At 68.6% G+C, this 24,149-nt stretch carries 25 protein-coding genes and 1 pseudogene; 6 read left to right on the top strand and 20 right to left on the bottom strand.

Going from position 1 to position 24,149, the window contains the following annotated elements:
- Positions 1 to 33 precede the first annotated feature (33 nt).
- The 11 genes from dnaB to rpsF all read right to left on the bottom strand — a co-directional run bounded on the left by dnaB (position 34) and on the right by rpsF (position 9,548).
- Positions 34 to 1,401 (bottom strand): replicative DNA helicase, encoded by a 1,368-nt coding sequence (gene dnaB, locus IFR11_RS15025; protein WP_055832400.1) that lies wholly within the window; start codon positions 1,399 to 1,401, stop codon positions 34 to 36.
- A 586-nt stretch (positions 1,402 to 1,987) separates the two neighbouring features.
- Entirely contained in the window at positions 1,988 to 2,731 is a 744-nt protein-coding gene (locus IFR11_RS15020) for an amino acid ABC transporter ATP-binding protein (protein ID WP_191916692.1), read from the bottom strand.
- Positions 2,728 to 3,594: an ABC transporter permease subunit gene (locus IFR11_RS15015; RefSeq protein ID WP_191916691.1), complete on the bottom strand. Its 867-nt coding sequence runs from the start codon at positions 3,592 to 3,594 to the stop codon at positions 2,728 to 2,730. Before IFR11_RS15015 ends, IFR11_RS15020 begins: the two co-directional genes overlap by 4 nt.
- Before the next feature lie 5 nt (positions 3,595 to 3,599).
- Positions 3,600 to 4,466 carry an ABC transporter substrate-binding protein gene (locus IFR11_RS15010; RefSeq protein ID WP_342030311.1) on the bottom strand — a complete coding sequence of 289 codons (867 nt, stop codon included), beginning with the start codon at positions 4,464 to 4,466 and terminating at the stop codon, positions 3,600 to 3,602.
- A gap of 61 nt (positions 4,467 to 4,527) precedes the next feature.
- Positions 4,528 to 4,956, bottom strand: coding sequence for a cupin domain-containing protein (locus tag IFR11_RS15005; protein WP_191916689.1), 429 nt, complete (start codon positions 4,954 to 4,956; stop codon positions 4,528 to 4,530).
- Entirely contained in the window at positions 4,953 to 6,248 is a 1,296-nt protein-coding gene (locus IFR11_RS15000) for an amidohydrolase family protein (RefSeq protein WP_191916688.1), read from the bottom strand. The genes IFR11_RS15005 and IFR11_RS15000 overlap by 4 nt, the downstream gene beginning before the upstream one ends.
- Positions 6,245 to 7,615, bottom strand: coding sequence for an adenosylhomocysteinase (locus tag IFR11_RS16430; RefSeq protein ID WP_191916687.1), 1,371 nt, complete (start codon positions 7,613 to 7,615; stop codon positions 6,245 to 6,247). Before IFR11_RS16430 ends, IFR11_RS15000 begins: the two co-directional genes overlap by 4 nt.
- Positions 7,616 to 7,803: 188 nt before the next feature.
- Positions 7,804 to 8,256 (bottom strand): 50S ribosomal protein L9, encoded by a 453-nt coding sequence (gene rplI / locus IFR11_RS14990; RefSeq protein ID WP_055832388.1) that lies wholly within the window; start codon positions 8,254 to 8,256, stop codon positions 7,804 to 7,806.
- Positions 8,257 to 8,266: 10 nt separating this feature from the next.
- Positions 8,267 to 8,521 carry a 30S ribosomal protein S18 gene (rpsR, locus tag IFR11_RS14985; protein ID WP_055832386.1) on the bottom strand — a complete coding sequence of 85 codons (255 nt, stop codon included), beginning with the start codon at positions 8,519 to 8,521 and terminating at the stop codon, positions 8,267 to 8,269.
- Between the two features lie 101 nt (positions 8,522 to 8,622).
- Positions 8,623 to 9,150, bottom strand: a complete 528-nt coding sequence (locus IFR11_RS14980; RefSeq protein ID WP_055832383.1) for a single-stranded DNA-binding protein — start codon at positions 9,148 to 9,150, stop codon at positions 8,623 to 8,625.
- Positions 9,151 to 9,155: 5 nt separating this feature from the next.
- A complete protein-coding gene (rpsF, locus tag IFR11_RS14975) occupies positions 9,156 to 9,548 on the bottom strand; it encodes a 30S ribosomal protein S6 (protein ID WP_055832381.1) in 393 nt (130 codons plus the stop codon).
- A gap of 186 nt (positions 9,549 to 9,734) precedes the next feature.
- On the opposite strand from rpsF, the gene IFR11_RS14970 reads away from it, so the two are divergent.
- Both IFR11_RS14970 and IFR11_RS14965 read left to right on the top strand, forming a co-directional pair.
- On the top strand, positions 9,735 to 10,898 hold the full coding sequence (locus tag IFR11_RS14970) for a hypothetical protein (RefSeq protein ID WP_191916686.1): 1,164 nt from the start codon (positions 9,735 to 9,737) through the stop codon (positions 10,896 to 10,898).
- 28 nt (positions 10,899 to 10,926) lie between these two features.
- Positions 10,927 to 12,045 (top strand): hypothetical protein, encoded by a 1,119-nt coding sequence (locus IFR11_RS14965; protein ID WP_191916685.1) that lies wholly within the window; start codon positions 10,927 to 10,929, stop codon positions 12,043 to 12,045.
- A gap of 58 nt (positions 12,046 to 12,103) precedes the next feature.
- Here the strand turns inward: IFR11_RS14965 and IFR11_RS14960 are convergent, their stop codons facing one another.
- Entirely contained in the window at positions 12,104 to 13,165 is a 1,062-nt protein-coding gene (locus tag IFR11_RS14960; protein ID WP_191916684.1) for a putative FMN-dependent luciferase-like monooxygenase, read from the bottom strand.
- Between the two features lie 26 nt (positions 13,166 to 13,191).
- Positions 13,192 to 14,325 carry a dimethylsulfone monooxygenase SfnG gene (gene sfnG, locus IFR11_RS14955; RefSeq protein WP_055935160.1) on the bottom strand — a complete coding sequence of 378 codons (1,134 nt, stop codon included), beginning with the start codon at positions 14,323 to 14,325 and terminating at the stop codon, positions 13,192 to 13,194.
- Positions 14,326 to 14,448: 123 nt separating this feature from the next.
- Here sfnG and IFR11_RS14950 point away from each other — a divergent pair, with 123 nt between their 5' ends.
- Entirely contained in the window at positions 14,449 to 15,510 is a 1,062-nt protein-coding gene (locus IFR11_RS14950) for an LLM class flavin-dependent oxidoreductase (protein WP_197978731.1), read from the top strand.
- Between the two features lie 234 nt (positions 15,511 to 15,744).
- Here IFR11_RS14950 and IFR11_RS14945 read toward each other — a convergent pair whose 3' ends face one another.
- The 7 genes from IFR11_RS14945 to IFR11_RS14915 form a co-directional block, all read right to left on the bottom strand.
- Positions 15,745 to 17,055 carry a PLP-dependent transferase gene (locus IFR11_RS14945; protein WP_191916697.1) on the bottom strand — a complete coding sequence of 437 codons (1,311 nt, stop codon included), beginning with the start codon at positions 17,053 to 17,055 and terminating at the stop codon, positions 15,745 to 15,747.
- Positions 17,048 to 17,989: an ATP-grasp domain-containing protein gene (locus IFR11_RS14940; RefSeq protein WP_191916683.1), complete on the bottom strand. Its 942-nt coding sequence runs from the start codon at positions 17,987 to 17,989 to the stop codon at positions 17,048 to 17,050. Before IFR11_RS14940 ends, IFR11_RS14945 begins: the two co-directional genes overlap by 8 nt.
- 79 nt (positions 17,990 to 18,068) lie before the next feature.
- On the bottom strand, positions 18,069 to 18,524 hold the full coding sequence (locus IFR11_RS14935; protein WP_191916682.1) for a hypothetical protein: 456 nt from the start codon (positions 18,522 to 18,524) through the stop codon (positions 18,069 to 18,071).
- An 86-nt stretch (positions 18,525 to 18,610) separates the two neighbouring features.
- Positions 18,611 to 20,374 (bottom strand): alpha/beta hydrolase, encoded by a 1,764-nt coding sequence (locus IFR11_RS14930; protein ID WP_191916681.1) that lies wholly within the window; start codon positions 20,372 to 20,374, stop codon positions 18,611 to 18,613.
- The gene (locus IFR11_RS14925) at positions 20,371 to 20,661 is read right to left on the bottom strand and encodes a type VII secretion target (protein WP_191916680.1); all 291 of its coding nucleotides are present in this window, start codon (positions 20,659 to 20,661) and stop codon (positions 20,371 to 20,373) included. Before IFR11_RS14925 ends, IFR11_RS14930 begins: the two co-directional genes overlap by 4 nt.
- Before the next feature lie 140 nt (positions 20,662 to 20,801).
- Complete coding sequence (locus IFR11_RS14920) at positions 20,802 to 21,095, bottom strand: hypothetical protein (RefSeq protein WP_192040424.1); 294 nt, start codon at positions 21,093 to 21,095, stop codon at positions 20,802 to 20,804.
- Entirely contained in the window at positions 21,083 to 21,673 is a 591-nt protein-coding gene (locus tag IFR11_RS14915) for a hypothetical protein (protein WP_206755310.1), read from the bottom strand. The genes IFR11_RS14920 and IFR11_RS14915 overlap by 13 nt, the downstream gene beginning before the upstream one ends.
- Before the next feature lie 462 nt (positions 21,674 to 22,135).
- Here IFR11_RS14915 and IFR11_RS14910 point away from each other — a divergent pair, with 462 nt between their 5' ends.
- From IFR11_RS14910 to IFR11_RS14900, 3 genes and pseudogenes are all read left to right on the top strand, one after another.
- Positions 22,136 to 23,065: an ABC transporter ATP-binding protein gene (locus IFR11_RS14910; protein WP_191916677.1), complete on the top strand. Its 930-nt coding sequence runs from the start codon at positions 22,136 to 22,138 to the stop codon at positions 23,063 to 23,065.
- Entirely contained in the window at positions 23,062 to 23,859 is a 798-nt protein-coding gene (locus tag IFR11_RS14905; RefSeq protein ID WP_191916676.1) for an ABC transporter permease, read from the top strand. Before IFR11_RS14910 ends, IFR11_RS14905 begins: the two co-directional genes overlap by 4 nt.
- 28 nt (positions 23,860 to 23,887) lie before the next feature.
- Positions 23,888 to 24,149 (top strand): annotated as a pseudogene (locus tag IFR11_RS14900) (hypothetical protein); the annotation flags it as partial.

The raw sequence follows: 24,149 nt of genomic DNA, 5'->3' as shown, positions 1-24,149 counted from the left end.
CTCGTGAGACCTTCGCATGCACAATGCCGCTCACTACATCCCCGGCGCCATATCCGCGAACCGCGAATAATGCCCCTGGAACGCCACCGTGATCGTGTCCGTCGGCCCGTTACGGTGCTTCGCCACGATCAGGTCCGCCTCGCCCGCGCGGGGCGAGTCCTTCTCGTACGCGGCCTCGCGGTGCAGCAGAACCACCATGTCGGCATCCTGCTCGATCGAGCCCGATTCACGCAGGTCGCTCAGGGCGGGCTTCTTGTCGGCGCGCTGCTCGGCACCACGGTTCAGCTGCGACAGGGCGATGACGGGAACCTGCAGCTCCTTCGCCATCAGCTTCAGCGCACGCGAGAACTCGCTGACCTCCTGCTGACGCGACTCCACGCGCTTACCGCTCGTGAGCAGCTGCAGGTAGTCGATGACGACCATCTTCAGGCCCTCACGCTGCTTGAGGCGTCGGCACTTGGCTCGGATCTCGACGAGCGTCATGTTGGGGCTGTCGTCGATGTAGAGCGGGGCGTCGTTGATGCGACCGCGGGTGGAGGCCACGGTCGTCCAGTCGCGCGAGTCGAGCGTTCCCTTGCGCATGCTCTGCAGCGGGATCGAACCCTCGGCGCTGAGAAGGCGCATGGCGATCTCGGAACGACCCATTTCGAGCGAGAAGAAGATGCACGGCGCGTTCGACTTGATCGCGGCCGCGCGGGCGAAGTCGAGCGCCAGCGTCGACTTACCCATGGCGGGGCGCGCGGCGAGCACGATCATCTGGCCCGGGTGCAGGCCGTTCGTCAGCTGGTCGAGACCGGCGAAGCCCGTGGGGATGCCGGTCATCGACCCATCGCGACCGCGAGCGGCCTCGATCTCTTCGACCGCGGCATCCACCGCCATCGTCAGGGGGATGTAGTCGTCGGCGCTGTCGTCGCCCGAGACGTTGTAGATCTCGGCCTGGGCGCTGTTGACGAGATCGACCGGATCGCCCTCGCCCGCGTAGCCCATCTGCACGATGCGCGTGCCGGCCTCGACCAGGCGGCGCAGCAGCGCGCGCTCGGCGACGATCGAGGCGTAGTAGCCCGCGTTGGCGGCGGTCGGCACGATCGAGGTGAGGGTGTGGAGGTAGTCCGCTCCCCCGGCTCGCTGCAGCTCGCCGGTCTTGATCAACTCGTCGGTGACGGCCACGACGTCGGTGGGCTCGCCGTGCGAGTACAGGGTGAGGATGGCCTCGAAGATCAGCTCGTGCTTCGGCACGTAGAAGTCGGGGCCGCGCAGGCTCTCGATGACGTCGGCCACCGCGTCTTTCGACAGCAGCATGCCGCCCAGTGCGCTCTGCTCGGCGAGGGTGTCGTGCGGCGGAGTGCGCTCGGGACGCGGGGCTTTTCCGAGACGCTCTTCGGCGATGTCAGCGATCGACACGGGCTCTCCTTCTGATCTCGGGCGCCCTTCGTCTCGGCGTTTCCCCGCGCGCGCGTGCGGCTGCGGGGACGGGACGTCGCGGCGACCTCGGAAGCATCAGATCACGGACGTCCGACATCGACACGAGCGGGTGGTGAGGGGATGCCCGATGGGCTGCCCCCACGTTAAGAGCACCTCTTCTCCCACGCAAATGTGCCTGTGGATAACTCTGTGGAGAAGATGCGGGAAACGCCGTCACGTCTGTGCACAACTACTGTGGATAACCCGGTGGATGGATCGGATTCCGGGCCCTTAAGTGCCGCCTGATCGGGGATTTACTTCTCCACAGGTTTCCTGAGGAAATTCGATGTGAAGTTTGCGTTGAAGGTTGTCCGCTAGGGACGCACATGTGTACAACTCGGGGGATAACTTCGCCGACTCGTACTGACGGGCGGGGTCCGTGTCAAGTTTTTCCCCACCCTCGGCGTGTCGTTCGGACACCCCGAGGTCAACCGGTGTTAACCCGCGCCTCAACCGTCACAGGAGCCCCGCTGAGGGCACGCCGACCGCCCCGACGACCACGAGCACGGGGTCGGAACAATCGTCGTCAGAGCGCCCCGCCGCGACGTTCGCGCTCGAGGAACGCGATGGTGTCGAGGTGCTGCGGAGTGTCGAGGATCTGGGCCGGAGTGCCCTGCTCGACGATCCGCCCGCCCTTCATGAACACGATGCGGTCGGCCACCTCGCGGGCGAACGACATCTCGTGCGTCGCCATGAGCATGGTCGACCCGCGATCGCGCAGCACGCGCACCAGGTCGAGCACCTCGCCGACGAGCTGCGGGTCGAGCGCCGAGGTGATCTCGTCGAGCAGAAGCAGCTCGGGGTCGGTCATGACGGCACGCACGATGGCCACGCGCTGCTGCTGACCACCCGAGAGGCGGTCGGGGAATTCCCGGGCCTTCGCCCCCAACCCCAACTGCTCGAGCAGCTCGGTCCCGCGCGCGTACGCCTCGCTCTTGCTCGCGCGGTGCACCTTGCGCGCCGCGAGGGTGACGTTGTCGATGACCCGCAGGTGCGGGAAGAGGTTGAAGTGCTGGAAGACCACGCCGATGCGGGCCCGAGCGGCATCCTGATCGACGGTCGGATCGGTCAGATCGTCGCCGTTCAGCAGGATCTGGCCGTCGTCGACGCGCTCGATGAGGTTGATGGTGCGCAGCAGGGTCGACTTGCCCGACCCCGAGGCGCCGATGAGCACGACGACCTCGTGCTGGTCGATCGACAGGTCGATGCCGTCGAGCACGACGTGCTCACCGAAGGCCTTGCGCACGTTCTTGACGTCGAGGACGCTCATACGACGCCACCCATCTGCTCGCGGCGGGCCAGTCGCGCCGAGACGTAGTCGGTGAGGCGGATCATCGGCAGGGCCATGGCCACGAACAGCAGCGCCGCCACGATGTAGGGCGTGAAGTTGTACGACTGTGCCGCGGCGATCTGCGCCGCGCGCACGGCATCCACCGCTCCCAGAACCGAGATGAGACCCACGTCTTTCTGCATCGACACGAAGTCGTTCATCAGGGCGGGGACGACCTTGCGCACGCCCTGGGGGATGACGACGATGCGCAGCGTCTGTCCGTGGGTCAGTCCCAGCGAGCGCGCGGCGACGCGCTGCGAGGGGTGCACGGCCTCCATACCGGCGCGGAGCACCTCGGCGATGTAGGCCGAGTACGTCAGCACGATGGCCACCGTGCCCCACAGCACCACCGGCACGCGACCGAAGACGCCGAGGGCGGGCAGGCCGAAGCCGACCAGGTACAGCACGATCAGCAGCGGAATGCCGCGGAAAAGATCTGTGTACACCGTGGCGAGGGCACGGAGCGGGAAGAACACCGGGCCCCGCAGCGAGCGCAGCACGGCCAGGGTGGTGCCGAGGATCGCGACCGAGATGGCCGCGACGATCAGCACCTGGATGTTGACCCACAGCCCCGCGAGCACCGACGGGAAGCTCGCCAGCGCGACGTCGACGTTGAAGAAGCTCCGCTGCACGTCTTCCCAGCCGGGGCTCGACAGGATCGCCCAGCCGACGACGACCACGAACACGACCGAGCTGATCAGCGCGATCAGCACCGACCTGGTCGACTGCTGACGCCGTGTGGAGCGCCGGGCGAGTTCGAGCTCGCTCGGGCTCCACACGCCGCCGGGTGCGGGGGTGGCCACCGTGGTTACTTGAGCACGGGCGCGGCGGCCGTGCCACCGAGCCACTTCTGCTGCAGCTCGTCGAGCGTGCCGTCGGCGCGCAGGGCGTCGACCGCCTCGGTGACCGGGGTGGTCAGCGCCGAGTCCTTGGGCAGCACGTAGGCGAGCTCGTCTCCGCCGGCCGACGAGTCGGGCAGCTGACCGACGACCTTGCCGTCGTCGAGCACGGCACCGGCGAGGTAGAACGCGGTCGGCAGGTCGACGACGATCGCGTCGACCTGGCCCGACTGCAGGGCGGCGACGGCGTCGTCGTTCGAGTTGAAGACGCTGAGGTTCGTGGTGCCGAGCTGGTCGGCGGCCACCTGGTAGCTCGTCGTGGCGCTCATGACGCCCACGGGCACGCTCTTGAGCTCGGCGACGCTCGTCGCACCGGTCACGGGCGAGGCACCGGTCGTCACGACGGCCTGCGTGGTCGTGTAGTACGGCGACGAGAAGTCGACGGCCTCTTTGCGCTCGTCGGTGATCGAGAACTGCTGCACGTTCATGTCCCAGTCCTTCGGGCCGGGAGCGATGGCGCTGTCGAAGTTAGAGCGCACCCACACCACGTCGCTCGTCGCGAAGCCGAGCTTCTCGGCGACGGCGCACGAGACGGCGGCCTCGAAGCCCTCGCACGACGCGGGGTCGTCGTTCTCGACCCACGGCGAGAACGCCGGCTCGCCCGTGGCGATGGTGAGCTTGCCGGCGGTGACGGTCTGCAGCGCCCCCTCGGAAGCGGAGGCGGCGCCGGCGTCGGAACCGGTGGGGGCGAAGGCGCAGGCGGTGAGCGAGACGACCGTGGCGGTGGCCACGGCGGTCAGGGCGGCGGCGCGGCGCAGGCGTGCGAAAGTGGTCACGATGTCTCCTCGTGGACGTATCGGGGTCATCCCCGGAGTGCTGTGATGTGCACAGCCTAAATCACGGGGCGAGGCGCCAATCCTCGAAGCTGAAACCTGGCGACACGAGGCAGCTGACGACGACCTCGGACTCCCCCGCCAGCCGAGCGGACTGCCATACCCCGGCGGGCACGGTGTGCTGCAGCACGTGGCCCGCGGCGAGGTCGGGACCGAGCGTCACGGTGCGCGCCTCCCCCGGTTCGGCGCCGTCGCCGCCCAGTGACAGCTCGAGCGTTCCGGGGCCGTGCCAGAGCCACACCTCGTCACTCGCCACGACGTGCCACGCGCTCTCTTCGCCGGGGGTGAGCAGGTAGTGGATGCAGGTGGCCGCGGGCCGCTCGCCCGCCGGCGTCTCGACCGCATAGCCGCCGGTCCACATGCGGCGGAACCAGCCACCCTCGGCGTGGGGCTCGAGATCGAGCAGGACGGCGGTGGCGGGGCGATCGGTCATGTGAGGACTCCGGTCTCTCGGGTGAAGCCGGCCGAGACCCACCGGGCCTCGCCGTCGATGAAGGTGGCGGCCGCGGAACCCGCGCCGTCCACCGCGAGATGCTCGATGGTGTCATCGACGTCCGACACCGCGACGTCGAAGAACGCCAGGTCGGCGACGGCGCCCACGGCGAGGTACCCCGTGCGGGCGGGTCCGGTGTCGAGGCCCATCGCGTGCGCCCCGCCCAGCGTCGCCGCGCGCAGCAGCAACTCCGACAGGTCGCGATTGACGTATCCCTGGGTCCGCGCGAGGCGATGCAGGGCCGACACGTCGGCGAGCAGGTCGAGGGAGGGACTGGATGCCAGGGAGTCGGTGCCCACGGCCAGCGCATTGCCCTCGACGAGGTAGGCGGCCACGGGCGGCTCGTCGAGCCCGATGACGGCGTTGGAGCGCGGGCAGAGCGCCACCGTCGTGCCGCGGGCGCGCAGGATCGCCCGGTCGCGGGCGGTCATGTACACCCCGTGCGCGATGTGGCAGTCCGGCCCCAGAACGCCCAGCTCGTCGACGAATTCCGTCGCCCCGGTGCCGAAGCCCTCGTCGCGCAGCGCCCGGAAGCTCGACGGCCGATGCACCTGCCACGGCACGGCCTCGCCGTGCTCGCGCTCGAACGCCGCCTCACCCAGGTGCAGGTGCAGGCGACTCCCCCGCTCGCGCACGATGTCGGGGATCTCGAGCAGCGGCTCCACGTCGAGCGAGTACGGCGCGTGCGGCGACAGCCCCGTACCGGGAGGGCCGGGCAGCGCGTCGAGCCGTGCCTCCACCTCGGCGCGGCCGCGTTGCGCCCACGCCGCGTTGGTCCAGCTCATCACCTCCCAGTAGGTGATGCCGTGCAGCCGCGCATCGTGCAGCGCCGAGGCCGCCTCGACGTCGGTGACGATGTCGGCCACCGCCGTGGTCCCCGCGGCGATCATGGCGAGCGCGCCGGTTCTGGCATCCGCCGCCCAGTCGTGACCCTCGCGGTAGACGGGCGTGAACGCCTCGTCCCAGTCGTCGAAGCCCGCGTAGGAGCCGCGCCCGACCTCGGCCATGCCCGTGTACTGCAGGTGCGAGTGGGCGTTCACCAGGCCCGGGGTGAGCACCCCCGGCCAGTGCACCTCGTCGAAGGCCACCCCTCGCGCGCGCAGCTCGTGCCGCACCCATTCGCGGTCTCCCACGTGCCGGATGCGCCCACCCGCCACCGCGATCGCCCCGCCCGGAATCGGCGGGGCCGTGATGGGCAGAACGAGGGATGCCGAATACAGCACGACGTTCATGCGGCACCGCCCCGGTAGCGCGGGGAACGCCAGTCGTCGAGGCAGTCGGCATCGAGGGCGCGAGGGGCGTCGAGGTCGACCCCGCGCACGACCAGCGCCGTGCGCGCCACGAGGTCGTCGACGCCGGCGTCGAGCGCGTGCGCCCCGGGGGCGGGGCGACGCGACAGCAGTTCACCGAGGGCGGCGAGCTGCACGGCGAAGGACAGGTCCATGATCTCGATGGGGTTACCCTCGGCCGCCGTGATGTTCACCGCTCCCCCGCCGCCGAGCAGCAGGGCGGCTCCCGCGTCGGACACCTCGCCCGGCACTCCCCCGGCGACGGCGATGATCCGCGCCCCCGCGGCGATCTCGGGGGTCACGGTCGCCGGAACACCGGTCGCCGACACCACCAGGGCTCCGGACGCCAGCTCGCGCGCCGCCCTCGTGGCGAAGCCGTCGTGCCGCGCCTCGAGGGCCCGGACGGGATCGGTCTCGGCGATCCGCACCTCGGCACCGAGGGCACGCAGGTGCGCCGCGACGCCCCGACCCACCGGACCGTAGCCGAGCACCAGCGCGGGCTGGTCGGTCAGCGCGATCCCCCGCTCCTCCAGAAGATCGGCGATCGCGAACACGCACGATTGCCCGGTGCCGTAGCGGTTGTCGAACATCGTCTTGGTGCGGGCGTCGTTGACGGCCATCACGGCGCAGCGCAGCAGGCCGGCATCGTGCATCCGACGCAGCGGCGTCAGCCCGCTCGTCGTCTCTTCGCACGCACCGATCCAGCCGTCGACGAGCGCGGGATCGTCCTCGTGGGCCAGGCGCACCAGGTGCGCACCGTCGTCGAGCAGCACGTCGAGACCCGCACGCAGAAAGCCGAGGGCGGCGGCGCGTTCCTCGGCTCCGGCCAGGGCGGGATCGGCGGTCACGGCGAAGCCCCGCGCGCGCAGCTCGTCGGCGACCGCGACATCGGTCTCGTCGGGATGCGCGTAGACCGACACCTCGGCGCCCCGCTCGCGCAGCAGCAGCGACAGCACGGCGGTCTTGGGCTCGAGCACCATCGCCACGCCCACCCGCAGGCCGGTCAGGTCGAGGCGCTCCGCGAGAGCGGCGGCGACGGGCATGTGGGTGCGCGCGAAGGCGATGCGGCCGGCGGCGTCGCCGCGCTCGGGAAGGGGCACTCCGTCGAGCGTGGTGGTGTCGGCATCCAGATCGAACTCGACGCGACCGGGCGCCGGCGACGGGCTCGGGATGCCACCCAGCCGGGCGAGCAGAGCGTGCAGGTCGGCGGAGCCCTCGCCGCGCACCGCGAAGGGGCGGCCGGCGATCATGAGGTTCGAGGCGCGCGCGAAGCGGCGGACGATGCGCTCGGGTGCGCGGGGGTCGGTCACGGCTCTCAGCCTAGGCTCGGCGGCACCGGTCCCCTCGACGGTCACGGGGTCCTCCCCTGGCGCGGCCCGGGAGCCGTCCCGGTGGACGAGCCGTTCGAGCCCGCCGTCGAGTATGACGGGCCCGCCGCAGGACACGAAAAGGCCCCGCCCTGCCGAAGCAGGAGCGGGACCGATTCGTGCGTCGCGAATTACTTCGCGGCAACCACCTGGAGGGTGATCACGGCGGTGACATCGTCACGCAGGCGAACGGTCGCCTCGTGCTCGCCGACCGACTTGATCGCCGAGGTGATCTGGATCTTGCGCTTGTCGAGCTCGCCGAGACCGGCGGCCTTGACGGCGTCGGCGACGTCGCCCGTCTTGACCGAACCGAAGAGGCGACCCTCGTTACCGGCCTTGACGGCCAGCTTGACGGTGTTCGACTCGAGCGTGTTCTTCAGGGCCACAGCGTCTTCGTGATCGTGGATCGCGCGGCTCTCGCGAGCGGCACGGATCGACGAGACCTGCTTCTCGCCACCGCGCGACCACGCGACGGCGAAACCCTGGGGGATGAGGTAGTTACGGGCGTACCCGTTCTTGACCTCGACAACGTCACCGGCGCTACCGAGCCCGGTGACCTCATTCGTGAGAATCAGCTTTGCCATCGGGTGCTCCTTAGCGGCCGGCGCCGGCGTAGGGCAGAAGAGCCATCTCGCGCGCGTTCTTGATGGCGCGGGCGATCAGGCGCTGCTCCTGCACGGAGACACCGGTGATACGACGGGCACGGATCTTCCCGCGCTCCGAGATGAACTTGCGGAGGGTGGGGACGTCCTTGTAATCGATGACGCCGACGCGAATCGCCTTCGCGGGGGCTGCGTTCTTCGCGCCCTTCCGCGGCTTGCGGCGGTCGCCAGTGGCCTTTCCAGCCATGCTTCCTTCTTTCGTGTGGTTCGGATGCCTGCTCGGTCACGCGGACCGGCGAATGGCATCCGGAATTTCAGGGATCGTCACGCTCGAGAGCGCGGCGAAGATCAGAACGGTGTGTCGTCTCCGTAGGAACCGGGAGTGCTCCACGCGTCGGCGCCGCCGCCGCTGTTGCCGCCGTTGTTCGACCCGGGGGTCGACCACGGCTCATCAGCCGACTGCTGCACCTGCGGGCGCTGTCCGCCACCGCCACCGCCGCCACCACCGCTGGACGCGGCACGGGTGACCTGAGCGGTCGCGTAGCGGAGCGAGGGTCCGATCTCATCGACTTCGAGTTCGATGGAGGTGCGGTTGTTGCCCTCGCGGTCCTGGTATGAACGCTGCTTGAGGCGACCGGTCGCGATGACACGGGAACCCTTCGTCAGCGAACCGGCGACGTGCTCGGCGAATTCGCGCCACACCGAGGCACGCAGGAACAGCGCCTCGCCGTCTTTCCACTCGTTCGCCTGACGGTCGAACGTGCGGGGAGTCGACGCGATGGTGAAGTTCGCGACCGGAAGACCGTTCTGCGTGTAACGCAGTTCGGGGTCGGCCGTGAGGTTGCCCACAACGGTGATGACGGTTTCGCCGGCCATCGTCGTTACTTCGCAGCCTTCTCGGCGGACTCGACCTTGCGGGGAGCGGCGGCCTTGCGAGCAGCCTTCTCCTCGGAGCGCTTGGCTTCGGCGGCAACCTGAGCGATGGCCTCTTCAGCCCGCAGGACCTTGGTGCGCATGATCTGCTCGTTCAGCTTCAGCTGACGGTCGAGCTCGTTCGTGGCAGCGCTGGTCGCGACGAAGTTGACGACGGCGTAGATGCCCTCGTTCTTCTTGCGGATCTCGTAGGCGAGACGACGGCGGCCCCAGATGTCGATCTTGTCGATGGTTCCCCCATCGGCCGTGATGACCTTGAGGAATCCGTCGAGCTTCGGAGCGACCTGGCGCTCGTCGACCTCGGGATCGAAGATGACCATGAGTTCGTACTGGTGCGTCACTAACCCACCTCCTTCGGACTAGAACGGCTGACGGGCATTTCCCGGCAGCAGGAGGGTGTGGTGCACGTTGCCGCGGCCTTATACGCGCATGGGCGTGACCGGACAACCTTCGTAGTCTAACGGATGCCGGCTCCCCCGGGGAATCGGCGATCGGTAGCGTGGAGCACACCGACGGCGGGGGGCCGCATGACAGGGATACGACCGTTCGACGCGAGGGCACTCCTGATACCCGAGGATCGCGCGGGCGCGCGCGCCTTCACCGCACGGCTGCGCGCCGAGGGGCGCCTGCCGTCGGGCAACGGTGCCGTCGCGGTGGTCGCGTACACGATCGCGTTCGCGATGATCGCCGGAATGGGCGTGTTCTTCGCGTTCTTGGTCGCGGTCTTCGCCTCGGTGCTGCACGAGGGCGCGATCGTCGTCGGGTTCCTCTTCGTCGTGCCCGTGCTGCTGGGACTCGGCGCCCTGATCGCCGGCATCCTCGTCGCTCAGCGCGGCGTGCGGGCGCAGGAAGACCGCCGGTGGCGGATCGCCGGGTTCGCCCGCGACGTGGGCATGGAGTACATCCCCGCGGTGCCGGCGCCCCCGCTTCCCGGGGTGATCTTCTCGCTCGGCAGCGCTCGCACGGCGGCCGATGTGGTGCGGGGCCGGCAGCCGCGCTTCGTCGAGATCGGCAACCACTCGTACGTCGTGAGCAACGGCAAGAGCAGCACCACCGTGCGGTGGGGCTACATCGCCATCCGCCTCGGCACGCCGCTCCCCCACATCGTCCTCGATGCCACGGCGAACGACGGCGCGTTCGGGTCGAACCTTCCGGCGTCGTGGGTGCGAGGCCAACGGCTCAGCCTCGAGGGAGACTTCGACCGCCATTTCCGCCTGTTCTGCCCCGAGGGTTACGAACGCGACGCGCTGTACCTCTTCACCCCCGACGTCATGGCCCGGTTCATCGACAACGCCGCGGTGCTCGACGTCGAGATCGTCGACGACTGGTTGTTCCTCTACTCCCGCGAGGAGTTGTCGAGCGTCGATCCTGGGCGCTGGGCGTGGGAGTTCTCGGTGATCTCCGCGCTGCTCGACAAGCTCGAGCAGTGGGAGCGGTGGCGTGACGACCGCGTGACCGCCGTGCCCGCGCCGACTCCGGTCCCCGTCGCCCACGCCGGGGGAGCGGCATCCGGGGGCGCACCCGTCGTGCCTGCCGGCCTGCTCCAGCCGCACCCGCGGGGCGTGGCACCGGCGGGCAGGCGACTTCGTCGCAGCAATCCGTGGGTCGTCGTGCTGGTGATCGTGGGCGGGGCACTCGCCCTGGGCCTGGTGATGCTGCTCGTGCCTCTCCTGCTCGTGCTGTCGCTGTGAATACCGTCGACGAAGGGAGGCGATCACGATGACCCGCAACGCACCGTTCGACCCCGCGCCGCTCACCGAGCCCGTCGACCGCGCGACGGCGCGCGCGTTCAGCGCGCAGCTTCGACGCGAGGGCCGACTGAGCGGTCGACTCGTGTCGATCGTCGTGCTGGTGATCGTGGGCGCCGCGTTCCTGCTCGTGGCTGTGCCGGTCTTCGGCGCGATCGTCGCGTCGTTCTTCGCACGCGACGGCTCCGGCCCGATCTCCCTGCTGGTCCTGGCCTTCTTCCTGGCCGTCTCCGTCTTCACGGGTGTGGCGATCATCCGCGGCCTCGGGGGAGCGGCCGTACGCCGATACCGCCTGGATCGCTTCGCGCGCGCCAACGGGATGACCTGGCATCCGGGGTTCGCCAACCCCCCGCTTCCCGGCATGATCTTCGGCCTCGGTCACTCTCGCGAGACCAGCGATCTCGTGCGCGGAGAACGTCCGCGGGCCGTGGAGATCGGCAACTTCTCGTACGAGACCGGGTCGGGCAAGAACAAGCAGACGCACCGGTGGGGGTTCGTCGCCCTCCGCCTCGACACCCCTCTTCCGCACATCGTGCTGGATGCCGTGGGCAACAACGGCCTCTTCGGGGGAACCAATCTGCCCGTCTCGTTCGGCCCACGCCAGCGGCTCAGTCTCGAGGGCGATTTCGACAGGCACTTCGCGCTGTACTGCCCGGAGGGGTACGAGCGGGACGCGCTGTACCTCTTCACGCCCGACGTGATGGCGCGCTTCATCGACAGCGCCGCCGCCCTCGACGTCGAGATCGTCGATGACTGGCTGTTCCTCTACTCGCGGCGCGAGCTGTCGACGCTCGACCCCGCCGTCTGGGAATGGTTGTTCGTGACCGTCGACGCGATCGATGACAAACTCGCGCAGTGGGCGCGCTGGCGCGATGAGCGGCTGTCGACCGCAGCCTCGTCGGGGGTGCCCACGGTTTCGGTCGACGCCGGAGTGTCGTATCCGGCCGCTCCGCTGCTCACTCCCCCACCCCGGGGCGTCGCCGTGCCTGGTCGACGGTTGAAACGCCGGTTCTCGTGGGTCACCGTCGTCGTCGCGGTCGCCATCGGCGGCTGGTGGGTGTTCACCCTCGTCTCCGACTTCCTGCGTTGACGGGGTCGGGGTGATCACATTCCGACCGAGGAATGTATGCCTCTGACGTCATACGTCGCTATCGGCCCCCAAGATTCCGGAGCTCACCGGCTGCCTCGGCCCCGGTGCGCAGGCCGATGCGGGGGGCCACCTCCGTGGCCATTAACTCCAGCGAGCGCAGCGTCACCTCGTGCGCGGGGTCGACGGAATGCACCTGGAACGCCACATCTGTCGCGCGGGCCAGGGTGAGGTCGGCGGTCAGTGAGGCCACGACCTCGTCGACGGTGCCGAGGTGGGTGTCGGAAGCACGCGCGAGATCTCGCAGATCGCCCGAGTCGTCGCGTCGAAGGAAGGTGCGGGTGAGGCGCCGGATGCCGCGCTCAGCTACGCGCCAGGTCTCGTCGAGGTCGGCAGCGTCGACCACCACCGCCGTGCGCGAGGCGAGGATGCGGGGCTCGACCCCCGACGGCAACGCCGCGAGGTAGGCCTCGATGACCGGCAGCTGGACATCGTGCAGCGTCTGCCCGGGTTCTCGCGGCTGCGTGCGCGAGAGCAGAAGACCGTCGCCCTCCCGCCCGGCGCGACGCCCGCCGTCGACCGAGAAGGTCGCCTGCCAGAGGCGTGAGCCCAGGTGGGGAGCCGGGGGGTTGAGCCGCAGCTCCGTGTCGCGGATCCCGCGCCCCGCGAAGGCGTCGCGGAGTACCGAGACGTGCTCGGCCTGGATCTCACGCCGGTCGTCGGACGAGCGGCGGAACGCGGCGAACGACGAGGGAGTGCCACCGGTACCGATGCCGAGCTGCACGCGCCCTGCGCTCAGGGCGTCGACGAACGCGGCATCCTCGGCCACGCGCACCGGGTCGTCGATGGGCAGCGTCACGATGCCGGTTCCCAGGGCGACGTGGTCGGTCTGCACGGCGGCCGCCGCCAGGAACGGGAAGGGCGACGGCAGTCCCCCCTCGTCGCGGTCGAAGTGATGCTGGGCGACCCACAACGACGCGAAGCCGAGCCTTTCGGCCGCACGCACCTGTTCGAGCGCCGCGCGATACCGCTGGCCGTCGGTTCCGGCATCCAGAAGTCGGGTGAAGAACCCCAGCCGCGCGCCGCCCCGCGTGCTCTCGGGCACCCCGCTGATTCGCGCCATTCTTCGAGCCTAAGCGGGGCCTCCGGTCAGCGGGCCGGTACCGCGATCGCGTCCCCGGTGCGCGCGAGATCGGCCTCGAGTTCGCGCACGATCGGGATCACCGTCTCACCGAAGTGCTCGAGCTCCTCCTGGAAATGCAGGAAGCCCAGCAGGAACAGATCGACACCGCGCTTCTTGTATTCGATGATCCGTTCCGCGATCTGCTGCGCGTCGCCGAACAATTTCGTGCGGAAACCGTCGTTGTACTGCACGAGGTCGTCGAGCGACGAGTCGGCCCACATGCCCTTGCCGTCTTTCGTGGCGGCACCGGCTTCTTGCACGCTCCGACGGAATCCCTGCACCGCGCTGTCGTCGGCGTGCTCGATGATGTCGCGCAGCTGCGCCTCGGCCGCGGCACGGCTGTCGCGCTGGATGACGAAGCCGTTCAAACCGAAGCGCGTGCGGCGCCCGTGCTCGGCGGCGACGCGCGTGACGTCGTCGTACTGCTCGGTGAAGCCGTCGAAGTCCTTGCCGTTCGAGAAGTACCAGTCCGAGAAGGCGCCGCCATTGAATCGCGCGGCGGTGCTGTTCCCGCCCTGGAAGATCTCGGGGTGGGGGCGCCCCGGCACCTCGTACGGGAACGGACGCAGCGTGAAGTCGGTGATGTCGTAGTACTTGCCGTGGAACGAGAACTTCTCCTGTGTCCAGAGGCCCCGCAGCACCTGGATGAATTCGGCGGCCCGCTCGTACCGCTCATCGTGTTCCAGCCATTCCAGACCCAGGTCGGTGTACTCGTCTTTGAACCATCCGCTGACCACGTTCACCGCGGCCCGCCCGTGCGAGAACTGGTCGGCGGTGTTGATGAACTTCGCGAGAACCGCCGGATGCCAGATCCCCGGGTGGATCGCCGAGATGACCTTGAGTCGCTCGGTGTTCAGCAGCAGCGCGAGGCTGATCGAGGTGGACTCGTGCTGCTGGGCCGCGCCGTAGCTGGAGGCGTACCGCACCTGGCTCAGCGCGTACTCGAAGCCGACGCGCTCGGCCGTCTGCGCCAGCTTCACGTTGTAGTCGTAACTCCAGTCGGTGCGCTGCTCGATCGAGCTGATGACCAGTCCGCCACTGACGTTGGGAACCCAGTAGGCGAACTTCAGGGGCTCGTGGGTGGGGGAGATGTCGGTCATGGAATCCTCCTCGCGGATCGGAACACGGCCACCGTCGCACCGGGTCGGCTTCGGGTCAACGTCATGTGACGGCCCGTTTCGCCCCGTGACCCCGGGCGTCTGGGAACGGGTGAGGATGGACCAATGACCTCCCCCCAGCGCGTGCGATTCGGCTACTGGACCCCGATCTTCGGCGGGTGGTTGCGCAACGTCGACGACGAGCAGACGCCCGTGTCGTTCGCCCACATCGCCGAGATCGCCCGCGTCGCCGAAGAGGGCGGCTTCGACCTGACGCTCATTCCCGAGCTCAACCTGAACGACATCAAGGGCGTCGAAGCCCCGTCGCTCGACGCGTGGGCGGTGACCGCCGGTCTGGCCGCGGTGACGTCTCGTCTCGAGCTCATGACGGCCGTACGCCCGGGGTTTCACAACCCGTTCCACACCGCGAAGCAGGCGGCGACCATCGACGAGATCAGCGGGGGGCGCTTCACGCTGAACGTCGTGTCGGCCTGGTGGGCCGAAGAGGCCAAGCAGTACGACGGCCTGTTCAGCGCGCACGACGACCGCTACGCCCGCACGATCGAGTGGGTCGAGGTGCTGCGGGGCCTGTGGACGCAGACCCCCTTCGCCTACGAGGGCGAGTACTACCGCACCGAGGGCACGTACACCGAACCGAAGCCGCAGGTGCTTCCGCGCCTGTACGCCGGGGGCGAGAGCGAGGCCGGTCGCACCGCGATCACGCGCTTCGCCGACGCGTACCTGACGCACGGCGGCACGCTCGAGGAGCTGTCGACGAAGGTGGCCGACATGCGCCGTCGGCGCTCCGAGGCCGGCGCCTCGCCGTTCGAGGCGTTCGGCATGGCCGCGTACGCGGTCGTCCGCGACACCGACGACGAGGCCCAGGCCGAGATCGACCGCATCACCGACGTGCGCGGGGGAGCGGCCTACGGCTCGTACCAGGACTTCGTGAGCAAGTCGAAGCTCGACACCCCGGTCGATCTCAAGGAGTACTCGGTGTCGAACCGCGGCCTGCGGCCCAACCTCATCGGCACGCCCGATCAGGTCGCCGACCGGATCGTCGAGTTCGCGAACGTCGGCGTCTCGACCCTGCTGCTGCAGTTCTCGCCGCACCTGCCCGAACTGCAACGTTTCGCCGCCGACGTCATCCCGCGCGTGCGGCGCCTCGAGGCTCTCCGCGACGCCTGATCGCGCCGCCGCCGCGCTGAGCGCGTCTCCCCTGGCGAGGGTTCCGAACGCGCCGCGCGCTCTACGTGCGCTTCCCCAGTGTTGAGTGTCCAGAACACGCCGCTCAGTCGGGGTGGGCTGCGGCGTGTCTTGGACACTCAACGGGGGGCGGGGGAGTGCGGCGTCGGCGGCAGGCCGCTGAGTTCAACGAAGCCGGAGGCTGACGGATCGGCCCGCCAGGCGACGCAGCCGGCGTCAGACCGCGCGAAGCGCCTGATCCAGGTCGGCGATGAGGTCTTCGGCATCCTCGAGGCCGATCGACAGACGCACGAGACCGTCGCCGATGCCGAGGCGGTCGCGCGTCGCTTGCGTGAAGCCGAGGTGGGTCGTGGTCGCGGGATGCAGCGCCATCGAGCGGGTGTCGCCGATGTTCGTCATGCGGCTGAACAGGCGCAGCGCGTCAAAGAATCGCTCGGCGCCGTCGCGACCGCCAGCCACGGTGAACGAGAAGACCGACCCCGAGAGGCCGCCGTAGTCGCGGACGGCGAGCGCGTGCTGCGGGTGCGACGGGAGTCCGGCGTAGTCGACGCTCTCGACGCCATCGTGCTGCTCGAGCCACGTCGCGATCGTGTGTGCGCTGGAGAGGTGTTGGCGCATGCGCACCGACAACGTCTCCATGCCCTGCTGCAGAAGGAAGCCGTTGAGCGGCGACAGGGCGGGACCGGTGTCGTTGGCGATGCCGAACCGCAGGAAGAACTCGAACGCGCGAGGGCCGAACGCGTCGACGAACGAGGCGTGTTCTGCGATCGGCGTCTCGGTGAGGCCGGGATACGGGCGATCGGATGCCGCCCAGTCGAACGTTCCGCCGTCGACGACGGCGCCCGCGAGATTGGCGCCGTGACCCGAGAGGAACTTCGTCGCGGAATGCACGACGATGTCGGCTCCATTCTCGATGGGACGGATCAGGAAGGGGGTCGCGATCGTGTTGTCCACGACGAGGGGGATGCCGTGTCTTCGTGCCACTCGGGCGACGGCGTCGATGTCGACGACGTCGTTCTTCGGGTTCGGCAACGTCTCGGTGAAGATCGCTTTGGTCTCGGGCCGAATGAGGGAGTCCCACTCGCGCTCGTCGCTGGGGTCCCAGACGTAGTCGACGGTGACACCCATGCGCGCGAAGGTGCGGTCGAATAGCACTCGGGTTCCGCTGTAGATGCTCGCGGTCGACACGAGGTGCTCGCCGCTGCCGGCGAGACCCAGCAGGGCCATGGTGATGGCTGCCTGGCCGGAGCCGACGACGATCGTGCCGGCCCCGCCTTCGAGCGACGCCAGTCGTGCTTCGGCGACCTGGTTAGTCGGGTTCAGGTTTCGCGAGTACAGGTGCCCCAGGTCGGCGCCGCCGAATCGATCGGTGGCCTCTTGGAACGAGGTGAAACGGTACGCCGCCGACAGGTGCACCGGGGTGATGCGCGAGCCGTGCGTGAGGTCTTCGACCTCGCCGGCGTGCACCTGACGCGTCGCGAACCCGAAGCCCTGCCACTCGGTATGCGGCGGGGCGGCCTCAGCCACGAGCACCCACCGCCTCTTGGGGGAGAAGCGAGCCCAGCCAGCGCGCGATGTCACGCGGTCCGGAGCGCGGCGCGGTCGCCTCGACATCGGGGTTGTAGTTGGTGTTGGTGTTCACGTCGTAGGTGACGGTGCGTCCGTCACGGGTCTCGATGAACTCGATCCCGGCGATGCCGACCCCCTCGGCGGCGAGGAAGGCCAGGTAACGGTCGATGAGTGCCTGGTCGACGTCACCGCGGAGGCGAAAGAGCGGCTCGGGCTCGACGCCATCGGCTCCGGGAACCGCGCAGGCCTCGGCCGGGCAGAGCTCGAAGCTGCCCGCGCTCGTGTCGACTCGAACGGCGTAGACGAACTCACCCGCCACGAACTCCGCGCGGGTGATGAACGGCGCCTTCGCGACCAGAAGTTCTTGCAGCAGCGTGATGCCGTCGGGCGACGGTTCGAAGTCGGGGGAGGAGACCCATTCCGAGAACTCGGCCACGGAGTCCCAGCGGCGTACGCCGAGGCCCTTGCCGCCCTGGTTGTGCTTGCTGATGAACGGCACCCCGAACTGCTCGGCCTTCGCGGCGAGATCGTCGACGCCGAACACCGCGACGGTGCGCGGCACATCGATACCGGCGTGACGCAGAGCCGCATGCTGAGCGACCTTGCTGACCTCGAGCTCCAGCACGTCGGCGCCGTTGATGACGGTGCGCCCCCACGACGCCAGCCAGCGCAGCACGGCACGACCGAACTCCTTGCTGTGCGCGTGGTCACGCGTATGCGCCGAGGCACTCAGACGCGACCAGAAAATGCCCTCGGGCGGTTCGACCGACAGGTCGATCGACCCATCGGTGAGCAACCACTCCTCGAACGGCACCCCCTCGGCGGTGAACGCCGCCTCGAACGGCGGGAGCCACTGGGGGTTCTCATGGATGACGTAGACCTTGCCCGACATGTGGTCAGGCTAACCCGAGGCTCGGACATCGCGGGTGCGGAGCGTCACCGGAGGACACCCTGAAGTTCGTTCGGTCCTCTCAGTGCGTCGTGCCCAACGACGTGTGGGAAAGAGAGGAACGTGTCACGCCGTTCAGCAGAAACACGTCACCAGGGACGCAGGGGCTGACATAGCCAAAGTTGGCGATCCCGGTTCCGAGCCAGAGACTCGAAATGGAACCGTCCTCCCTCACTCCCTGCAGAAAGGGCGGGTCGGAAAGTATGTATCGGACGGGATCAAGATCGCGGTTGACTGCCGTGGCCGCGTCGACACCCAAGGTCGACCATCGCCCGCGAACAAGCTCGATCAAGTCTTGAGGTCGTCCGGGAAAATCCGCCGCGAGCCTCGAATCGAGACGCAATTTAACCATTGTCTGCCCATCAGCAATCCCGCAAGATAGCCATTTTTCATCTGTCGACCACCCGTCCTCACCCACGACACCTCGCACAGCGGCGTATAGGTCATTCCCATGAGACAGAACATCGTCGACGGTCATGGCTTCTCCCTCAGATTGATTCGTGGGCGAGCAGCCCGTAAGTGCGATGCACGCCAGGAGAACGATCGTGACTTTCAACCGTCGTCTCACAGTTCGTTCTCACCCCATTTCTTTCCATTTCTCACCGCGCGATCCTCGGCGGTGCCACCCAGAACGAGACGCTCGTCGTTGCCCATCGTTGCGAGCGCCGTGTTGTACATCGAGGTGGTGTTCGACGTGAAGTAGCTGGCGTCCGCCGCCGTCTCCGCCCCGATCGGCCCATGCTTGGACACCGCAAGAAGCTCCTTCCCTTCGACGACTGCGGACTCCGACGAGAACACCGAGGCTCCGAACCCGCCACTCGTCGGGTCTGTGCGTCCGGATAAGACCTGGCCGATCGGGGCCCACTCGTCACGCCTCGATTGCGATGAGAAAACCTGCCCCTCGGGGACATTCAGTGTGGAGGCATCGCCGACTTCGCCAGAAATTCCAGCGGAGCCGAGCATCACGAGGTGATCCGCCTCCGCTTGCTGGAGCGCGAGGGTGGCGACGTCAGTTCCGTAGGAATGCGCAATGACGGAGAGTTCCACCAGAGAACCGTTGCCAGCTGTAACTCGAAGCGATTCCAAGTCGTACGCGAGACTGCGGGCTCCGACTGAGGCTCGGTCATCGGAGATCATTTCTAACGCGTGGCTATCCGGCATGGGTGGGTGATACCCGATCCAGGCAATCACGCCAAGATCATCGCGACCGACGCCGGATAGGCGAGCTTGCTGCCCGGCGAGGGCATCAGCGACCTCCGCGTACGCCTCCATGTCACCCCCGACCGTCGTCCCCATCCCCGGCACGATCACCGAAATATGACGAGCCCGATCCAGATCGCCCACCGCCACCTGCGCCAACGGGGGCCGATCGAGCACGAGCGAGGCGAGGGTATTGCCCGTGGCAGCTCTCTCCAGTGCCTCCAGCGCAGCGACCTGATCGGACTGATCCCAGGGGCTGTTCCTGGCATCCTGAAGCGCTTGCGCGAGCACGATGCGATTCGCGCGGTCCCGAGACGCGTACGCGACGCCGCCCAGGTTCCCGATCACCCCGGGTGCTTCGGTGATGAGCACCTCGCGCACGTCGGGGTCGAGATCGCGCCACCACGGCGCGATGGCCGCAGGGTCGGCCTGTGCGAGCCTCACCACCAGGTCGGGCCGTGCCCGCAGCAGAGCGGTCAGGGCAGACGGATCGAGCGCGGACATGACCGACAGCACGTGCGCCGACGGCACCGCGGTGCGCCCGAGGCCCTCACCGATCGAGACCCAGACCTCGCCTCGCGCGCGGAGCGGCTCGATCAATGCACGCACCGCGGCCGCGGCGATGTCACCCGCGGCGAGCACGTCGGCGCACGCGTCGGCGAGCATCGCTTCGGCCCGGCGCAAGGCCTCAGCGCGGGAACTCGGCGCTGCGCCCTGATGGCGTCCGTCCGAGATGGCCAGCGGCCATCCGCTCGCGAAGGAACGGAATGCGGGTAGCTCGCCACCGTCGGTCGGCAGCGATGAGGCGTAGGCCCATGCCTCGATGGCATCCTGAGCCAGCCCCTGGGCGCGCGACAATGCGCGGCCATACGTCTGCATCGGTTCGACCAGAGCCTCCAGCGCCTCACCGATCAGCTCCCATCGCCGCGCGATGAGGTTGATCCGCGCGCCGTACGCGTCGGAGGCGCTCCCCGTCCATCCGTCGATCTCGTGCTGTCGCCGAAGGGAGTGAGAGATGTCATCGGCGACCGAAGATCGCTGCCCGCCGAGACGCGCGAGTTCGTAGGCCGCCTGGACGGAGCCGGGAACCAGCTCAGAGGCCAGCGTCGTCGCGCCCAGGGCACTCATCGCTGCGCGCCGATGGTGCGAGCGTCTCGTTCGCCCTCGGCATCGGCTCGCTCGTAGATCTGCGCGGTGGCGCGCAGACTCGCCGCCACGGCGTCGATATGCGCCGTGGCCTCCGTCCAACCGCCCGTCAGACTCTGCAGTAACTCCTCGGCCGCCGCACTCAGCCGCGCGTGCCCCAGGTTGCGCGTCGGCGTCAACGACGTCTGCGCCCCTGCGTGGTCGCCCGCGGCGTCGACCGCGTACGCCGCACGGCGCAGTGCCTCTGGCTCGACCGTGAATTTCTGCATCCTCGCACGGTACTGAGGTCTGAGAAGTCGCCTCGGGAGTTATCCACAGATCCACCCCTCACGGGGAAAGGTTCGCCCGCGCTCGTCGCGGGAGCGCCGAATCGGGACGGGCGGTGTCCCTGGGCGATTCCGAAGACGGATCAGTGATCGCCACCGCGGTAAGTGATGGCCACCGCACAGAGAGGTGCCGCGAGGAGGAGCACCACTCCGAACACTCCACCCCACGACCCATTCACCGTGACGGCGTTGATTCCCCCCTCGCCGAGGAATCCGTGGAACACCGCGACGAATGGGATCTGAATGGTGGTGGTCTGAATGAGCGCGCAGGTCGTCAGCACGAGGGCCCCGATGATGGTGACACCGACCGCGATGGAGAACGAACAGGCCATCACGAACAGTCGGTCGGCACCCAGCGCTCGACTCAGCGCACGCATCGCGCCGTGAAGCCGTCACGCGTCGACAGCTGCGGATACTGGCCCCGCGAGCGGCAGAGGTTCCACCAGCTCACGACGATCCAGGTGGCGACTCCCAGAGCGAGAGCGGTGACGACGATCGCCGCGGCGGCCGTCACGACGATCAGGATGACGGGCAGAGGATCGGCGACGATCGGATAGGCGACTCCGGTGGCCTCGCGGTGCTCCACGACCTGAGTCAGAGTGTTCTTCTCAACGGTGTAGTGCGTGGGAACGCTCACCCCGGCGGCATCCTTCGCCCAGGCGGGCTCGAAGGTCACCTTGACGGTCCCCTGCGCGTCGACCACCTGGGCGCCGCCGTCGGGACCCGCCTCGAGGGAATGCCCCGCGGGCAGAGTGAGGGGGTAGGAGTACGTCTCCGGGGCGTCCCGGTTCTCGATCACCGAGAGCAGCTGCACTCCACCCCGAACGGGAACGACAGCGTTGGCACTGTCACCCTCGGAGGGGTACACGACAGCCCCCTCAGTCGTGTGCGCCGTCGTGCTCGCCTCGTCCGCGTAGGGGAGTTCGATGACGAGGCTGAAGTCGCCCGCGGTCATGCCGACTCCCCGGGACGCATCGGTCGGGATGTCAAGGGCAAGCGGCGCGGATGACGGACCATCGGGTCCTCCGGCGACCGGGGAAGGCGCGGTGACAGCGTCGTGCACCAGCCCTCCCGGCACACTGTCGAGGGCGTCGACGACTTCCTGCGTCGTGACCGTCTCTGCGCTGAGCGGATCTGCGGCGCGCGCTGCGTCGTGGGGCTGAACAACGGTCCCCGCAACGACCGTGGCGGCCATCGCCACCGTCGCGAGCAGGAAACGACCCGACCGTCGGTCGCGAACGTCCATGTGGTCCTCCAAATGTCGTGAGTCGAACACGGGAACGCTAACTCAGATGTGCATGTATACATCCAAGCCGGCTCGAACTTCACCCATCCACCCCGACCCATGACGAACGTCACCCCCACGACGTGACCCACGCCCCCCGTGCCGGCCGTCGTGCGCGCCCAGCATGAACACATGACCTCCTCCACCCCCACCCCCGTCGCGATCGACGCGCGGGGCGTCGTCAAGAGCTTCGGCTCCGTCCACGCCGTTCGCGGCGTCGACCTCACCGTCCGTCCGGGCGAGATCGTGGCCTTCCTCGGCCCGAACGGCGCGGGTAAGACCACGACGATCGACATGATCCTCGGCCTCACGAACCCCGACGCCGGCTCCATCCAGGTGTTCGGACACACTCCCCGCGGCGCCGTCGCCCGCGGCCTGGTCTCGGCCGTGCTGCAGACCGGTGGCCTCCTCAAAGACATCACTGTCCGCGAGACGGTGGCCCTCACGGCCAGCCTGTTCGCCGAGAAGCGTCCCGTCGACGAAGCCCTCGAGCGGGCCGGCATCCAGGGTCTGGCGAACCGTCGCGTGGGCCTGTGCTCCGGGGGCGAGCAGCAGCGGCTCCGTTTCGCGATGGCCCTCGTGAGCGACCCCGCGCTGTTGATCCTCGACGAACCGACCACCGGCATGGACGTCGAGGCGCGCCGCTCGTTCTGGAGTGCGATCCGGGCGGATGCCGCCCGCGGACGCACCGTCATGTTCGCCACGCACTACCTCGACGAGGCCGACGAATACGCCGATCGCATCGTTCTGATGAGCCGCGGCCGGATCGTCGCCGACGGGAGCACCGCCGAGATCAAGAACCTCGTCTCGGGTCGGGTCGTCCAGATGACGCTCCCGGATGCCGACCTCACGGCGCTCGCGTCGATTCCGGGCGTCGATTCGGTCGAGGCCGCCGGCGAGCGCGTCACGATCCGCACGCGTGATTCCGACGAGCTCGCTCGACACCTGCTGACCGCCACCCCCGCGCGGGATCTCGAGATCACCGCGCAGAACCTCGAGAGCGTCTTCCTCGCCCTCACCGCCGACGCTACGGAACCCGCCCTGAACGGAGCAGTCCGATGACCGCCATCACCCTCGACCGACCGGTGCCCGCCCTCGGCGGGTTCACGCTCACCTATCTGCGCCTCGAGCTGATGCGCAAGATCCGCAACCCGCGCGGGTTGTTCTTCACCGTGGCGTTCCCGGTGCTGATGTTCTTCATCGTCGGGTATCAGCTGCTCGACGAACCACTGACGGCGACGCCCGTGGCATCCGGGGGAGTGTCGGTGGCCGCGTACATCATGGTGTCGATGGCGATGTACGGAGCGATGATGTCGGCGACCCAGACCGGGGCGTCGGTCGCCGCCGAACGCGCGCAGGGGTGGACGCGGCAGCTGCGCCTCACGCCGCTGAACCCTGTCGTCAATGTCGCCGTGAAGACGATCGCGGGCATGATGTTCGGTCTCGTCGCCATGGTCGCGACCTACATCGTGGCCATGTTCTCGGGCGTCGAGTTGTCGGCATCCCAGTGGATCGTGTCGGGCCTGGCCGCGTGGCTGCTCGCCGGTGCGGTCTTCACGACCCTCGGGCTCATGGTCGGCTACATGGTGCCCGGTGAGAACGTCGCGCAGATCACGAGCCTGGTCGTCGTTCTGCTGTCGTTCCTGGGCGGCCTGTTCTTCCCGCTGTCGAACATGCCGGACTTCCTGCAGGTCATCGGCAAGCTGACGCCCGTGTACGGCATCGGTGAGCTGGCGCGGTCACCGCTGACGGGGGATGCCTTCGACATCGGCGCCCTGATCAATGCGGTCGTCTGGCTCGCGGTGTTCGTCACGGGCACGGTCGCCTTCTTCCGTCGCGATACGCGGCGCGGGTGAGCGACGGGGGCGTCCTATGGTGAACGTGATGAACGAGCAGGCCGCCCCCGCCGCCGGGTCGGCACCCTCCGCGGGTGCCGGCTTCGCCATGTCGAACCGCGGGTGGTTCATCGGCGCGGGCATGTCTCTCGCCTGGATCGTGCCGACGATGTACACGCTGTGGGCGCAGCCTTCGGCCGTCACCATCGTGCCGACGCTTCTCGTGGCGGTCTTCGGCGGCGCCTTCCTGTGCACGGTTCCGGTGATGCGGCGGCTGCAGCCCGGTGCGGTGCGCCTCGTTCCGGCGGCGG

The organism is Microbacterium sp. CFBP 8801, assembly GCF_014839455.1.
GTDB lineage: Bacteria > Actinomycetota > Actinomycetes > Actinomycetales > Microbacteriaceae > Microbacterium.
This window is presented reverse-complemented; position numbering and strand designations above follow the sequence as displayed.